Origin of the sequence: Chryseobacterium sp. ERMR1:04 (genome assembly GCF_001297705.1) — a bacterium.
In the GTDB taxonomy this organism is placed as follows: domain Bacteria; phylum Bacteroidota; class Bacteroidia; order Flavobacteriales; family Weeksellaceae; genus Chryseobacterium.
On sequence record NZ_LIRF01000008.1, the window covers coordinates 1 to 15,700 of the forward strand.

At 36.5% G+C, this 15,700-nt stretch carries 8 protein-coding genes and 1 rRNA gene; all 9 read right to left on the minus strand.

Annotation, left to right across the window (positions count from 1 at the left end; translation table 11 throughout):
• Positions 1 to 1,085 (minus strand): 16S ribosomal RNA (locus AMQ68_RS17250); the annotation flags it as partial.
• Between the two features lie 1,258 nt (positions 1,086 to 2,343).
• Entirely contained in the window at positions 2,344 to 2,703 is a 360-nt protein-coding gene (locus AMQ68_RS17255; protein ID WP_082384139.1) for a VanZ family protein, read from the minus strand.
• Complete coding sequence (gene gcvH / locus AMQ68_RS17260) at positions 2,696 to 3,073, minus strand: glycine cleavage system protein GcvH (protein ID WP_054511864.1); 378 nt, start codon at positions 3,071 to 3,073, stop codon at positions 2,696 to 2,698. The genes AMQ68_RS17255 and gcvH overlap by 8 nt, the downstream gene beginning before the upstream one ends.
• A gap of 110 nt (positions 3,074 to 3,183) precedes the next feature.
• On the minus strand, positions 3,184 to 10,254 hold the full coding sequence (sprA, locus tag AMQ68_RS17265) for a cell surface protein SprA (protein WP_054512849.1): 7,071 nt from the start codon (positions 10,252 to 10,254) through the stop codon (positions 3,184 to 3,186).
• Positions 10,255 to 10,260: 6 nt separating this feature from the next.
• Positions 10,261 to 10,845 carry a Holliday junction branch migration protein RuvA gene (gene ruvA, locus AMQ68_RS17270; RefSeq protein WP_054511865.1) on the minus strand — a complete coding sequence of 195 codons (585 nt, stop codon included), beginning with the start codon at positions 10,843 to 10,845 and terminating at the stop codon, positions 10,261 to 10,263.
• Between the two features lie 175 nt (positions 10,846 to 11,020).
• Entirely contained in the window at positions 11,021 to 11,572 is a 552-nt protein-coding gene (locus AMQ68_RS25840) for a carbohydrate porin (protein ID WP_054511866.1), read from the minus strand.
• Entirely contained in the window at positions 11,569 to 12,327 is a 759-nt protein-coding gene (locus AMQ68_RS25845; RefSeq protein WP_054511867.1) for a carbohydrate porin, read from the minus strand. The genes AMQ68_RS25840 and AMQ68_RS25845 overlap by 4 nt, the downstream gene beginning before the upstream one ends.
• 402 nt (positions 12,328 to 12,729) lie before the next feature.
• Positions 12,730 to 13,374, minus strand: coding sequence for an HAD family phosphatase (locus AMQ68_RS17285; RefSeq protein ID WP_054511868.1), 645 nt, complete (start codon positions 13,372 to 13,374; stop codon positions 12,730 to 12,732).
• Positions 13,375 to 13,395: 21 nt separating this feature from the next.
• Entirely contained in the window at positions 13,396 to 15,684 is a 2,289-nt protein-coding gene (locus tag AMQ68_RS17290) for an NADP-dependent malic enzyme (protein ID WP_054511869.1), read from the minus strand.
• Between the last annotated feature and the right edge of the window lie 16 nt (positions 15,685 to 15,700).

Below are 15,700 nucleotides of genomic sequence, written 5' to 3' on the forward strand. Positions count from 1 at the left end.
TGCAGGACTTAACCTAACACCTCACGGCACGAGCTGACGACAACCATGCAGCACCTTGAAAATTGTCCGAAGAAAAGTCTATTTCTAAACCTGTCAATTCCCATTTAAGCCTTGGTAAGGTTCCTCGCGTATCATCGAATTAAACCACATAATCCACCGCTTGTGCGGGCCCCCGTCAATTCCTTTGAGTTTCATTCTTGCGAACGTACTCCCCAGGTGGCTAACTTATCACTTTCGCTTAGTCTCTGAAGCTTAAAGCCCCAAAAACGAGTTAGCATCGTTTACGGCGTGGACTACCAGGGTATCTAATCCTGTTCGCTCCCCACGCTTTCGTCCATCAGCGTCAGTTAAGACATGGTAACCTGCCTTCGCAATTGGTGTTCTAAGTAATATCTATGCATTTCACCGCTACACTACTTATTCCAGCTACCTCTACCTTACTCAAGGCTCGCAGTATCAATGGCAGTTTCATAGTTAAGCTATGAGATTTCACCACTGACTTACGAGCCCGCCTACGGACCCTTTAAACCCAATAAATCCGGATAACGCTTGCACCCTCCGTATTACCGCGGCTGCTGGCACGGAGTTAGCCGGTGCTTATTCGTATAGTACCTTCAGCTTTCCACACGTGGAAAGGTTTATCCCTATACAAAAGAAGTTTACAACCCATAGGGCCGTCGTCCTTCACGCGGGATGGCTGGATCAGGCTCTCACCCATTGTCCAATATTCCTCACTGCTGCCTCCCGTAGGAGTCTGGTCCGTGTCTCAGTACCAGTGTGGGGGATCACCCTCTCAGGCCCCCTAAAGATCATTGACTTGGTGAGCCGTTACCTCACCAACTATCTAATCTTGCGCGTGCCCATCTCTATCCACCGGAGTTTTCAATATCAAGTGATGCCACTTAATATGTTATGGGGTATTAATCTTCCTTTCGAAAGGCTATCCCCCAGATAAAGGCAGGTTGCACACGTGTTCCGCACCCGTACGCCGCTCTCTCTGTCCCGAAAGACAAATACCGCTCGGCTTGCATGTGTTAGGCCTCCCGCTAGCGTTCATCCTGAGCCAGGATCAAACTCTCCATTGTATGTTTGTCTGACTCACTCAAAGTTATTAACGTTCTAGTCTTTTCCTTACTTGGTTGTTATATCTATTTTTCAATGATCTTCTTATATCTTACGCTTTTTACTATACCTAATTTTCTGTCGTTTTCAGTATAGATTTGCGTGTGCAAAAGTAAAACTTTATTTCTAATTGACAAAGCGTTTTCTAACTTAATTTAGTGTCTTGTAAATAACCCTAACCTCGTTTTCAACACTCCTTATCTTCTACTCCTCTGCTCCCGTTTTACCGGACTGCAAAGATACAAATCTTTTTAACTTTTCCAACTCTTTCTAAGAAAAAGTTTAAGTTATTTTTTGATTCGTTTTTGTTGTGTAGATATTGTCTTACTGTCTTCTGCGCTACCAATCAACATATCGTTTTTCAGTGGGGCAAAAGTACTCTCTTTTTACCCACCACTCCAAACTTTATTAACTTAATGTGGAGATAATTGGTTTTTTGTGGAGAATTAGGCATACTAAATAATTGATTTTATTAACGTTATGTGATATTTTGTAGTTATCCACATTGTTCGATTTTAGTTTTGAATATGTTATAAGACTGCTTTATACTGCTTAAAATACTTTTGGGAAGTATTCCTATTATATATAGGTTTTTGAAACCTATGAGGTTTGGGTTGGGGCTTAGATGTGAGGCCTCAAGGAATTACTGTTTTTTGTTTCCCACAGATTTTCGCAGATGTTTGAAAAGTTAGGTATAGAATGAATTGAGGATAGGTATTAGTGGATGGATGAAATGTTGATTTTTTACTCTTAAGGCAAACCTAACAGGTTTTTGAAACCTGTTAGGTTTAAAGGCGATGAAGATTACCAATAAATAATCCCATCCCCGGGGCAGACCTTGAGGTATTTATCCTCGAATACATAGTTGTCTTATTTTATTTCAAAGTATTTCATGAATCTGTCATTCTGAATGGAATGTAGTGGAGTGAAGAATCTCTACCCTTTTTTTGAATTTCGCTGTTGAGATCCTTACAGGATGACAAACTTTATGGTGATAGTGACTGTTGAAAAGAACGTCCAATACCCTAGCCCAGATAGAAACGGGTACCCCGCAACATTGGATGGGAGTATGAGAGGGGTTGAGCGTTGGAGCGCGATGGCGTGAGGAGTATGAGTGGAGAGCTGGATGAAGCTTCTGAAAAATTTTGAGCTAGAGGAAGGAGGGTTTGAGAGTTGGAGAATGATGAATGAAAACTTTCAATCCACTAATTAATTGTCTGATCAGAAAAATCGCTTGATTAGCAGCTTATAGGTAAAGTACCCGATTAAACAGCCGATAGCGTCTGCTACGACATCTAAGAATTCCATGGACCGGCCTAATCCCATTTCCTCCTGAAGGATCTCGGTTAGGAAGCCGTATAAAAGAATGATTTGAAAAAAGTAAATGAATTTGATCTTAGGAAAGCTTGCAGTAAATAGGAAACCAAGTGCTGCAAATATGCTTAGGTGCACAACTTTATCGAATCCGTCGAACATAAACCAATGCTCCTGGATCTCGTCTCCCGGCTTCAGGAGCATATAAGTAAGAAATGCCCAATAAATGGGCAATATCTTACTGAATATTTTTGAGATTTTATCCAATGATAGCTTGGTATTCTTCTGCTGTAAGTAATTCTGAATGATCTGCACCGTCAACCAATTCTAATTTGATGATCCATCCGTTTCCATAAGGATCTGAATTTAACAATTCCGGTTGACCTTCTAATTCTGAATTAAATTCGATCACTTTTCCTGCGATAGGTAAGAATAGGTCTGAAACTGTTTTTACTGCTTCAACACTTCCGAAAACTGCACCTCCTTCTAAATCTTCATCTACCGTATCTATATCTACATAAACGATATCTCCAAGTTCTCCTTGTGCAAAATCAGTAATACCAATTGTAGCCACGTTTCCTTCAATCTTGATCCATTCGTGGTCCTTAGTGTACTTTAATTCTGATGGTGTGTTCATTTTTAAATTTTTATTTTTACAAATGTATTCAAAATAATAGTACGTTCAAATATTGAGTATAAAAAATGTCCTTCAAAATTGAAGGACATTTAGTTTTATGTTTGTTTATCTTAGAAACCGCCACCTGAATCTCCAAATGTAAATGTTGCAGAAAGTCCGGCTCTGATTGTTGACAGAGGGAATGCTGTTGAAATTTTATACTTGGAAGTCATTTGTTCGTAGAATACTCTTAGGTTAAGATTTTCAGAAACGTTATAGTCTGCAGAAAGTCTGATGTTCATTAATTTCTGTCCACCTGTTACCTGAGAATCATCCAATAAGATATTCATGATGCTTGTTCTGCTGTCTCTTAATGAGATATCACCTCTGATGTTAAGATCGCTTCCTTTTCCTCTTCCACGGCCTCTCACATTGGTCATTCCTAATCTGAAGTTACGAACGATGTATCCTAATCTTACTACATATTCTGTATTGGCATCTTCCGTAAGCGTATGGTTTACTAATCCTAATAGCAACATTCTTGCTCTGTTATACTGTAGCCCAAACTGGAAGTTGTTTCTCATCGTAACATCGATCCCAATAAGTGGTGAGAAGTTTTCAACATATCCTACCTGAGCGAATGTAAATGGATTGATATAATCATTATTAACATCTCTCCCCGAACTCGTTAAAGAAGTCAGTGTATTGAAATAATCAACACTTGACTGTATCCCTGTTCCTGTATAGGTTGCTGTATAGCCGTGTAGGATATCAAACTTAGAGAACTGACCATTAATGAACGGTACATTTCTTAATCCTGAATAGGTTAGCTTCCAGTTTGGCAACGGAAGTCCTGCTTTTTTAGCATTTCCAATAAGTTTCGGCGCCTTTCCTTCAACCGCTGCTCTAAACGCAGGAATCAAAACATAAGCATTCGAAATACTGTGTCCTTCTGTATAACCGTCTGTTCCTATGTTGCCACCCATTTGCTGAGAGATTGCTTTTGCATTGTCTTTAATCGTCTGGAAGAGCGCCTGCCCCTCAGTGAAGGATGTTTTAAGAAGTATTACAGAGTTTGAATACGTCACAAAATCATTTCCAAACGTATAATTAGGATTTGGGTTCCCGTTACTATCTCTATAATTGAATCCTGTTTGCGTGAAGTTTCTGTTATAGGTATGCAAAGCACTCACATCAATTCTTAAATCATTCATTGGCATGATCTGTAAATTGGCCCTCAACTCTTTTGTAGACATTTTGATATAAGGATCCGTCATAAATTCTGAATCACTTACCCAGCCATTTTCCATTACCAATCTTCTAATATCTGCCTGTGAACCGAATAAGAATCCAAGTGTTGGACCTCCTAACGTTTGGCCATATCCATAGAAATTAGGCGCAGATAATAATCCAGGAAGTACAGTACCATTATTTTCAGAATAATTAACGTTTAACTGTTTAAATGATGTTAATAAGAATGCTGCACTTTGCAATGGTGTTAACTTATTCTTGAATTTATAGTTTTTATACTTATATCTGTTCTTCTCCCATTGCTGCGTGTATACATTATTAAGAGAGTCGGTTTCCTGCTTACGCTTTTGAAGCTTACTCGATATGTTTTTGAAATACTTAAACTGTCCAAAGAACTTAGGGAAATCAGCTGTTGCTGTTGCCTGAATAACACTTGTATTCTGCCCGATAGATCCTAAACTTCCATTTGGAGATGAAAGCAATGCTGTAGATCTTGCATTCCAGTTATAGGTAAATCCGTATCCTACTTCTGCATCAATAAAATCCATATACGGAAGATATTGGAATGGTAGTTTGTAATTCAACTGAACTCTATGGTTGTACAATACCGGTCTTCCCGCTCTGAATATATTTCCAAAGATTGCCGTATTATCCATTGTGTTTACATCCACGTTATCATTCAGCGTTCTTGTTACAGAGTTAATTTCAAGCTTCAATGATTTAGTAAAGTTGAAACCTAGTCCATACTGCCAACCAAAATAGAAATTTCTATTTCTAATTGCTGCAAAATCATCTGCGATATTACCGCTTAAGATGGATTCGATATTTCTAAATTCAAGTTCATTATAATTTCTGTCAATTTCTGTTCTGAAAGATAATCTTGTAGGAACCGGATTGAAATTAAACTCTTTGATCCATCTTAGATATTTTGTAGACTTTGCCGTATCGCTGATCATTTTATTGAACGGCTTCACTACCCATGGTTTGAAAGTATAGTTATAATCTACATACCCTCTCAGATATTGCCTATAGTTTTTCTTTGTGTAGATATCTCTAAAATAATCGTCATTATAAACCGCCGTAACAGAAACGTTTTCCACATCATAGAATTTAGGCTTCTTGTTTGGGTTCATTCTTTCCTTGTGCATATTCACAATACCCAAACTTCTTTGTTGAGTATATGTTCTTGCCACTTTCTTAAGCTGATCTTTATTGGCTGCCTTATTGAACTCAACATCGGTATCCAAAGGATTGTATTTTGGATCTTCAATGGTTTGTGAATAAGAATAGTTTAATGGAATTTTCACCCCACTCTTTTCAGGAAGGAACTTGTCTACATTAATTGCCGTATTGATACTGAATGCAGATTGTGTAGACTGATTTCTTTCCGCTGGTTTAGAATCAATATTCCCGAAACCAACAGACGTATATGATGCACTTGTATTCACAACTGCAAAATCTCCAAGGTTGAAATTTAAGCTCGCATTACCTGCGTATCCTCCGTCATTTTCAATTTCAGAAAGACGAATCTCATTCACCCAAAGTACTCTGTCTATTGCAATATCTCCTCTTGTTCTAGCATTTCTAATCCCTAAAACAATAGAGGTTACATTTCCTAAACTCGGGCGACCTTTAATATAAATCTTCTTGAAGTTGATATCACTTCCAAATTGATTGTCCATAATTCTTTTGGCAATATCATTTGGATTATTTTTATCTCTTCTTATTTTAGCATCTACAAAATCTTGGATATCCAGATCTACATTATTCTCCATTGGCCATATATCCAATGGTGCTGTAGCTGATCTAGGAGTAATTCTCAAAGAAGCTTCATATTCATAATAGTTATCTGTTGCATCATTTCCAAAACGAATAAAGAATTTTGTGTCTTTATCTAGTCCATCCACTCTATTCTTAGGATCTTCAGCATGTACAAAAAGTTTTAGCTTCTTGTATCTTCTCATATCTAATGAAGCATTCTTAAATACCCCTCTTGCCTCTGTACTAGGCAAATTACTAGCCTTCATATATAAAGAAGCTTCATTCTGTCTCTGCGCGCCTGCATTTCCACTTAGTACCTGTCTGTCAATTCCCGGAGGCAATACATAAGGTGGTTGGTTTAGTGCATTTTCTTCAATATTTACACTTCCTATTTCAAAATTATTTGGATCAGTAACTGCAATTGTACCTTCATCAGTTGCAGGATCAGCATTATTGTCTGTTCCATATACCGCAAAGTTTTTAGGATATCTTCTCCAGTCTGATCTTACTAAATCTAATGTTCCAAACCTCAACGTTGAAGTCTGATCAAAACCTGTTAATAATAATCTTGCAAATCTTACATTATTAAGAACATCTTGAGCATGATCTCCTGCAGTAGCTACATACTGAGCGATAGGCACTCTGAATAAATACCACTTTACCTGATCCGTCTGTCCGTTTTGGAAGCTTGCTTCAACAGTTTTAACATCTACAATATTATTTTGGCCTAACGTTAAACTTCCTTTATCTAGTTTTACTTCATATTGATTATAGCTTTCATTTTGATCTAAGTTATAATCTCTATTGATATCTTCAGCATCTGGAGTTTGAGAAGATACTTCTAAGGAGTTAGCCTGAGAGTTTCCTTCCGGGCCTCTGAAATATTTATATCTCTGAATAAGTGATGCTGCCTGACTTCCTGTAAATTTATCTGACATAAAAAATACGAAATCATCTACCGCAGGATCGGCAATATTCGTCACAGGATTAGTGAAGGTATTTCCAAACCTTGCAGCTTCCTGTTCTGAGCTTAACCCATCATATCCTACATCCTGAGCTCTTCTGTCATCTCCTTCACTTGAGAATGCATACAAAATTGGCGGTTGTTTTGGTTGAGTTCCCCAATTTGTACTTGTTGTAGTAGAAGGCGTAGATCCGGTAGGCAACCCATTCTCGTATTGCATTTGTCCATCTTTCAATACATCTTCAGAAACGTTTCCTAACTGTAGTAAAAGTTTAGGATTAACCCCTAAATTATTTCCATCAGCATAAGGATCCATCATCCAGAATTCTACATATTCAATATTAGAATTCACAAAGTTGGAAATACTGATTGGTCTCATAATACCTGCCCATCTCTGCTGTGTTGTTTCATTGGCAGGGTTCACATTATAAGGACCTCTTTCCTGAGGATAGTAAGATATATCGAAAGTATTGGTGAAAGTTTGTTCACCTGCTACAAAATCTCTGTTGTTAAAAATCTCCGAAAGCTGAACCCTTCTCGAGGCGTGATTGGAAACTGACTGTGGTGTAATTCCCGCAGGTGCTTTCCCTCCTACTCCCCAGAATCTCGGGTCAATATTATACCAAGATAATAGTCCTCTTCCATATCCATTCGTAAGATCATTATTTAATCCTGCGTTCTGAAACAAAGGATCTGATTTATTCTTTTCAGGTTTCGATGCTAAGCTCCAAGCCGTAGGTTCTTTTAATGAAATCTTAGAAGTTGTTTGTTCAAAATCATCAATATAAGATTGATCATTTGTCCCTTTATTAAGGCCCGGAAGTAAATAAGCTGCTTCCATTTTGAAATTCAAATTAGAGGGCGCCTCTGTATTTACCAAAGGAATCTTATCTGTTAATCTCGTAAGGAAAGGAAGTTGATTATTATACATTAAGTTAACCCCAGCCATTGTGTTGTTAACGGCTTCCTGGCCATAGTTTACTTTTTGGGTAAGCGGAGATTCTGAGTAATTAACAACCGTTCCTCCAAAAATAAAGTTCTCATTAACTCTTCTTTCTAAATTTAGTCCTAAGAATCTTTTTCTTTGGGTATTAAAGGTTAATTGATTTTCTAATGCGATATTAATAGCCTGACCTGATTGTTTTACCTGCTCATTGATAACAGTAACTGTTCCCAGCATATAGTCAACAGTATAGTCAACACCTTCTGTTAACTGTACGCCATTTGCTGAAACTTTTACGGAACCCTGCGGAACATTTACTGCTCCAAGAGAAATCCCTTGGCCTTGTGTTCCTTTGTAACGTCCTTCTAATGTATATCGTTGGGCTAGGTTATTTGATGACGCTACTTGCTTCTGCTGAGTATACAACTCATTGTACACATATTGTGGATCATTACTTCCCAATACCTGTGACATATATTTACCAAAAGGCTGAGCTTTGGTAAAGATAACCTTTCCTGTTTCCGGCCGAATTGTGATACCATTTACAAAGTCAAAAATACCATCTCCTGTAGAGCTTCCATTATTCTGTAAATCTCCGTTTGTGTTGAGACGGTCCCAGTTAAGTAATTTCAATAAGTTGGTATCCTTAACAATGGTATTTGGAAGATAATTTACTTTACCCCCTGTTTGTGAATCTCTATAGAATACATTTAAGATAAACCCATCCTGATTTACCTGCCCTGCATCTAAAGAATAGATGTTCTTCATCATCAGGTCCCACATCGGAGAAGCAACATTCAACTTATTGTTTACTCTTAAGACCTTAGTAACCAATACAGGGCTTTCTTCGGAGAATTCTCCTACTTTATACACCTGATTGCTTCCGTTAACGGTATAAGAATAAGAAACTGCTAAAAGCTGATTATCATTCAGTTTTTGATTTAAAGAGATATATCCTAATTGGGGCTGTAGTGTATATTCGTTAGAATTTAATCTTCTTGCCTTTTTATTAAAAATAAATTCCTCACTATTTTGATACGGCGCAGCACTTCCGGGGAAAGTTTTCCCTTGTAAAGCATCAGCATAATTCGTCCCTGCATCTCTTGGTGTTCCCATTGTAGTGGAAACTGCCTGATAAAGTCCGTTTTGTGTATTATCCGGTAATCCTGAAGGCCCTTCCCCCAAGTCTCTAATCCCTACAATACTTTTCTGATACGCTAAGTTACTATTCCCTTGATCCAGCACCCAGACTTCTAATCTTGTAATACTGATTTTTGAATTGATCTGAGGATAATTAAGCAATGAATTGTCATAGTTATCTAAGAAATAATGGCCCAAGAAGTAATGCTGATTATCTTCATAATCTATGGCATTCATCTTGAAGTTATTCACTACTCCACCTCCTTGTACTACAATATTTCGGGCTTCTCCTTGTTGTTGAGAAAGTACAACTGTTCCAAAAGTTTTACCTAATTGGAATTCTGTTTTAACCCCAAAAAGAGACTGTGAGCCTCGTATTAAACTGGTTGAAAGTGGCATATTTACGTTACCAAATTCAACTCTTTTTATAATTTTATCTTCTCCTCCCGCATTAGGCTGATCTACATTTCCAAGACCTTTTTGCTGAAGATCTTTCCAGCTTCCTTTTGCCTGCCAAACTAAGTTCATCCTATTTTCAAAAGCAAACCCACTTTGGGTATCATAATTGGCTTTTAGCTGAAGGTTTTCTCCTACTTTACCTAATAAACCAAGCTGAATTCTCTGATTAATATCAAAGGTAAAACTGGTTCTGTTTTGTGGTAAAATTAATGGATTGTCTATTTTCTGGTACAAACCTGCAAAATCAAAAGAGGCATATCCGGAAGGGATAATTTCAATCTTGTTGCTTCCGAAAATGGTTTCGAAAAGTTTATTTCGAATGGTTAAAGAAGGAATCAAACCTTTTCTTCGGGCATCACTTTTGTCTTTTCTGAACATCAAACTGTACTTGTCTGATTTCTCTTTGTAGTACGCCTTGGTTTGTGAAGCCAACATAAACTCCTTATAATCTTCAGGAGACATAGCCGTTGGCGGCCCGGTTATTGTATTACCAATCTTAGGGTATACGTAATACATGCCTGTTTTTACATCGTAAAAGGCTTCATACCTCGTAGGATCTGCCAGTTCATAGTCTTTCTTTATGATTGCGGTATCACGTACTGGTCGCTGCTGCGCAAAAGTACTTACTGATACACACAGAAAGGACAGGAACAAAAATATATTGAGAAACTTATTATTCGCCACCAAATGTTAAATGTTTTTTAAGATTTGTTTAACCAATTCTTCTACCGAAATAGCTGAATTTTGTTTTATTATTTTATCTGCAATCTTCTCGCTCATTCTTTTAGGAATCCCTAAAACTTCTAATGCAGATAACGATTCTTCTTTGATTTTATTATCCACAAATGTAGAAATATTTTCTTCTGCATTGGTGAATTTCTGGACCTTATCCTTTAAATCAACAATAATTCTTTCAGCAGTTTTCACCCCTAAACCTTTGGCCTTTTGGATCAATGCGCTGTTCTTGGAAACAATGGCAGTCGCGATCTCATCAAGACTTAAAGTAGATAGTAAAATAAGCGCAGAAACAGCCCCTACCCCATTAACACTTATTAACAAATTAAACATTTCTTTTTCAGAACGAGTGTTAAAACCAAAAAGTAAGTGAGCATCTTCACGGATGATCTGTTGAATAAAAAGTACAGTTGCCTGATTCAAAATCAGGGTTTGTGAGGTCATTAAGCTAATACCTACATAGTAACCCACTCCTTGTACGTTGATTACTGCGTAAGTAGGCGTAAGTTCTTGAACAGTGCCTTGTAAAGAAAATATCATTATTAATTTTTAAAACTCCCAAATATAGCAAATTAAACTAATTAATGTTTTCATTTCACGCGCGAATGAAATTTAACTTAATTTTTGAGGTGAAGTTCAATCATTTGCATTAAAAACGAAAAACTTCAAAATTTATATGCAAGCCTATCTTTTAGTGAAAAATTTACTCTTTTACTTACCACCACATTTCCATTTGCAGCCCGAAAGATATTCCTTGATTTTTATTAATGAGTCTGGTATTAAAATCAGACTGTCCGGTAATTCCCCGAAAGCTGTCAGGCCAATGTGCATACGTAACAAAAGGTCTGAATACAGGTCTGGTATAATATCCATAATCCCAAGTAAGCTGGGGAGAAAAAGTGATCTTCTGTAAGCTGCCTTCCAATCCCAATCCATCACTTTTCATATAATCATTGCCTGCCTCTAGTGCTAGGTTAAAATGTTTATTAACATAATGCACGTACCTAAATCCTACACTAAACCAATTTTTGACTGCCCTATGATCAAGCACATTTCCATTTTGATCTTTATTACCCATTCCAAAATCTCTACGTTGATACGTCACTGCAGCATTAAAAGCATGCGTTGTTTTATCATCATAAAGGAAATTATTGATCACATCCAACGAACTCGCTTTATTCAGATCATATACTCTGACACCATTAACAAATTCCTGTATCGGAGGGCCAGAAGTTTCTACAATTGAACTTCCTTTTCGGTAAATCACAGTGGATGTATGGGTGATATTTTTTTGGAATAAGTCCACCAAGTTCCTATAGCATATCCGAGGTGTTTTGAGGTTTGAAGAATTTTATTTTCAGTTGTATAATTAAATTGTCCAATAAAATTAATTTTATTGCTTTCTGATAATGGCACATCCAGATATCTCAGATCTGTAGTATAAGAATGGCTGTTATTAGAGTTAGGATCTGGATACTTAAATCTCATGAAAGCTAAATTCAGATTTCCTGAGTTTTTAACTTTATAATTTTCAATCCCCAATCCGATTTGGGAACCCTGCGCCGGATTCATCCAAAAGTAATCGAGAAAATCTACATTTCTACGGCTGTAATACCTTTTACCTACCCAGATATCCGCATTGTGTATCACTCTATTTATCTTACCGTACAATTGAGTCGTTAACGGGAATTGCTTATAGGCATCACTTCCATACGGGATGTATTTTGCCATCATGTACGTCAGTTCATATTTTTTTGTAGAGTCTGTATCTTTGTACCGATAATTCAGCTGAAGTTCAGCATAATGATTCGCTTCATTTCCCAATCTATATTTATGTACATTATCGGGTGTTACAAAATTAACCATCTGCCCGCCATCGCTTACTCCTATTCCGGCTCTCGCATAACCATTCGTAGTAAACTCATGGGGATTAAAATTTTGGGAATACAATACATTAAGCTTCATTATTCCTACAAGGAACATGAACAATACAAATTTGATATAATTTATCTTTTTTTGCATATTTTTTTCATTTATTGCTTACAACGCACTAATAAAATCTCTCGTTTGATTAAACAAAGAGAATAAAATACACATATCTACCTAAACAATTAATCTTGAAATTAATCGTCAGTTTAAAGCATGAAAGAAATATTTTCAGAATTCGAAAAGAATAAATTAAATATCAGAGAATAAGTGAAAGATAATTTTTAAGCTTAGAAAAGCAGAAATAATCCTACTTCATATGATCTGTACTTATTTTATTCATAAAAGTTAAAAGAAATGGTCATCTTTTAATTAAAGAAGAGCCTTTATGAATTCAGAGGGGGTTATAAATATTTTTTTCATGTTTGTATTTTTTTGTGTTTTTAGTACCTAGTACAAGTTGTGTTTTTGTGTTTTCTTTTTTGCAATATATAAAATTTAATTTATAATTGCATCCTTGTAATCATGAATCACTTGAGAGCAACCTTGATCCATCAATTCTTCTTCTGAATGCGTTGTTGTGATCCCAATTACTTTCAATCCTGCATCAAGAGCAGATTGAATTCCACCCATTGAATCTTCTACGGCTACACAATCTTTAGGATCTACCTGTAACTTTTCAATAGTCTTTAAAAATATTTCAGGATTGGGTTTTCCTTTGGAGACTTCTATACCTCCGGTGATTTCTTGAAAATACTCTCTAATATGTAAGCCATCTAAAATAAAATCAATACTAGAAGGGATTCCCATAGTGGCCAATCCCATTCTAATATTATTTTGTTTTAATTTTTGGAGAAAAGAGGTTAACCCAGTAACCTCTTTCATCTTGCTTTTATATAAAGTTTGATAAGCATTTTCTTTTTCAAGTCCAAGCTCGTATATTTTTGTTTCAGATAAATCATTCCCAAAAAAGCGAACGATCATTTCATCCAATGTTCCATGATTTTGAGCGCTAAAATTTTCACGCTTCATATCAATTCCATAGTGTTTCAAAAATATAATCCACGATTCTTCATGATAAGGGATGTTGTCTACCAGCGTTCCATCCATGTCAAAAATTATCGCTTTTTCATTTAACTTCATTTTCAAAATTTGTGTGTTTTATTATTTTTTGTTCTCTCTTCTCTGAGCATCAAGAACGGCAACTGTTGCTAAGTTTACAATTTCGTCTACACTAGAACGCATTTGTAAAACGTGAACAGGCTGTTTTAATCCCATCAAAATTGGTCCTATAACCTGAGCAACTTTCATACCTCTGATGATTTTGTATGATAAATTAGCACTTTCAAGATTCGGGAAGATGAATGTATTTGCCGGCGTTGTTCCTAATTTAGAGAAAGGGTAATCACTTAAATGATCCGCATTCATCGCAAAATCAGGTTGAATTTCTCCATCAACAACCATTTTAGGATATTTTTCGTGAAGAATACTTACTGCTTTAGCCATTTTTTTAGAAGTATCAGCCATTGCTGTAAAATTCTCGAATCCTAACATGGCAATTCTTGGTTCAATAGCGAAAGACTTCACAGTCATTTCAGCCATTTTAGCAATATTAACTAGATCTTCAGCCGTCGGGTTTTGGTTGATAGAAGTATCAGCAAAGAAAATGGGCTTCTTTTCTGATAAGATCATCATCATTGCAGCAATTTTGTCTACTCCTTTATCTTTTTCGATCACCTCTAATACAGGACGTAATACAGAAGTATAGTTTTTAGAAAAACCAACAATTAAGGCATCTGTATCTCCATGTTTTAACATTAACGGACCAAAATAATCTCTCTGGCGAACATATCTTTTCGCTTTATACTCGTTCAATCCTTTTCTTTGGCGAAGTTTCCAAAGTGTTTCTCTGTATTTTTTTCTGTTTTCTTTTTGATCATCATCACTTGGATCGATAATTGGAACATCTAATTGAATTCCAAAACGCTCCATCTGTTCTTTGATATATTGCTTATTCCCTAAAAGGCTAGGAAAAGCAATTCCTTCTTCATAAAGAATCTGAGCAGCTTTCAATACATTATATTCTTCAGCATTTCCTAAAGTAACTCTTTTAGGATTTGATCTTGCACGGCTCTGCATCATTCTTATCAACTTCTCATCTCTTCCCATTCTATCAAGAAGCTGATTTTCATATTCGTCGAAATCTGCAATTGTTTTTCTGGCAATACCACTATCAATCGCTGCTTTTGCAACAGCACTTGAAACTTTAGTGATCAATCTATTATCAAAAGGTTTCGGAATGAAATATTCTCTACCAAACTGTAAATTCTGAACGTTATACGCTAAAATTACCGCTTCAGGAACTGGTTCTTTCGCCAAATCTGCAATAGCATGAACAGCCGCTAACTTCATTTCTTCATTAATTCCTTTTGCCTGAACATCCAATGCTCCACGGAAAATATAAGGGAATCCCAATACATTATTAACCTGGTTAGGATAATCACTTCTTCCTGTTGCCATGATAACATCTTTACGAGTTTCAAGAGCAAGGTCATAAGCAATCTCTGGATCTGGATTTGCCAATGCAAAAACGATAGGATTTTCTGTCATGCTGCTTAGCATTTCAGGCGTCATTACATTTCCTTTAGACAATCCGATGAACACATCAGAACCTTTTACAGCATCTTCTAATGTTTCAATATCTGTATTGGCAATGAAGTCTATTTTTTCCGGTGTAAGGTTTTGTCTTTTATGATTGATAACTCCTTTACTATCGCACATGAGAACATTTTCTCTTTTCAGCCCTAAAGAAATATACAAATTGGTACAAGCAATGGCTGCAGCTCCTGCTCCATTTACGACCATTTTCACCTCATCGATCTTCTTATTGGCAATCTGCAATGAATTGATTAACGCAGCAGCAGAAATAATTGCTGTTCCGTGTTGGTCATCATGCATCAAAGGAATATCCAATTCTTCTTTTAACTTTTGTTCAATATAAAAAGCTTCAGGAGCTTTAATATCTTCAAGGTTGATCCCTCCAAAAGTAGGAGCAATTCCTTTTACAATCTGAATAAATTTATCCGGATCCTTTTCATCAATTTCAATATCAAAAACATTGATATCTGCAAAGATCTTAAACAAAAGACCTTTCCCTTCCATTACCGGTTTTGAAGCTTCTGCTCCAATATCACCCAATCCTAGAACTGCCGTTCCATTAGAAATTACAGCAACCAAATTTCCTTTTCCTGTATAATCATAAACCGTTTCAGGCTTTTCATAGATTTCCATACAAGGAACTGCTACTCCCGGAGAATATGCCAAAGACAAGTCTCTTTGTGAAGAGTGCGGTTTTGAAGGAATCACTTCAATTTTCCCTTTAGGTTCAGCTTTATGGTAATCTAACGCGGCCTGATTGAAGTTCTTTTCGTCGCGGTGGGTTTTATTTGACATAGAATTTTATTTTTTA

Excerpts from the sequence above, each read along its gene's own strand:
- gcvH (WP_054511864.1), bottom strand. The coding sequence starts at position 3,073 with ATGAACACACCATCAGAATTAAAGTACACTAAGGACCACGAATGGATC.
- ruvA (WP_054511865.1), bottom strand. The coding sequence starts at position 10,845 with ATGATATTTTCTTTACAAGGCACTGTTCAAGAACTTACGCCTACTTAC.
- AMQ68_RS25845 (WP_054511867.1), bottom strand. The coding sequence starts at position 12,327 with ATGCAAAAAAAGATAAATTATATCAAATTTGTATTGTTCATGTTCCTT.
- AMQ68_RS17285 (WP_054511868.1), bottom strand. The coding sequence starts at position 13,374 with ATGAAGTTAAATGAAAAAGCGATAATTTTTGACATGGATGGAACGCTG.
- AMQ68_RS17290 (WP_054511869.1), bottom strand. The coding sequence starts at position 15,684 with ATGTCAAATAAAACCCACCGCGACGAAAAGAACTTCAATCAGGCCGCG.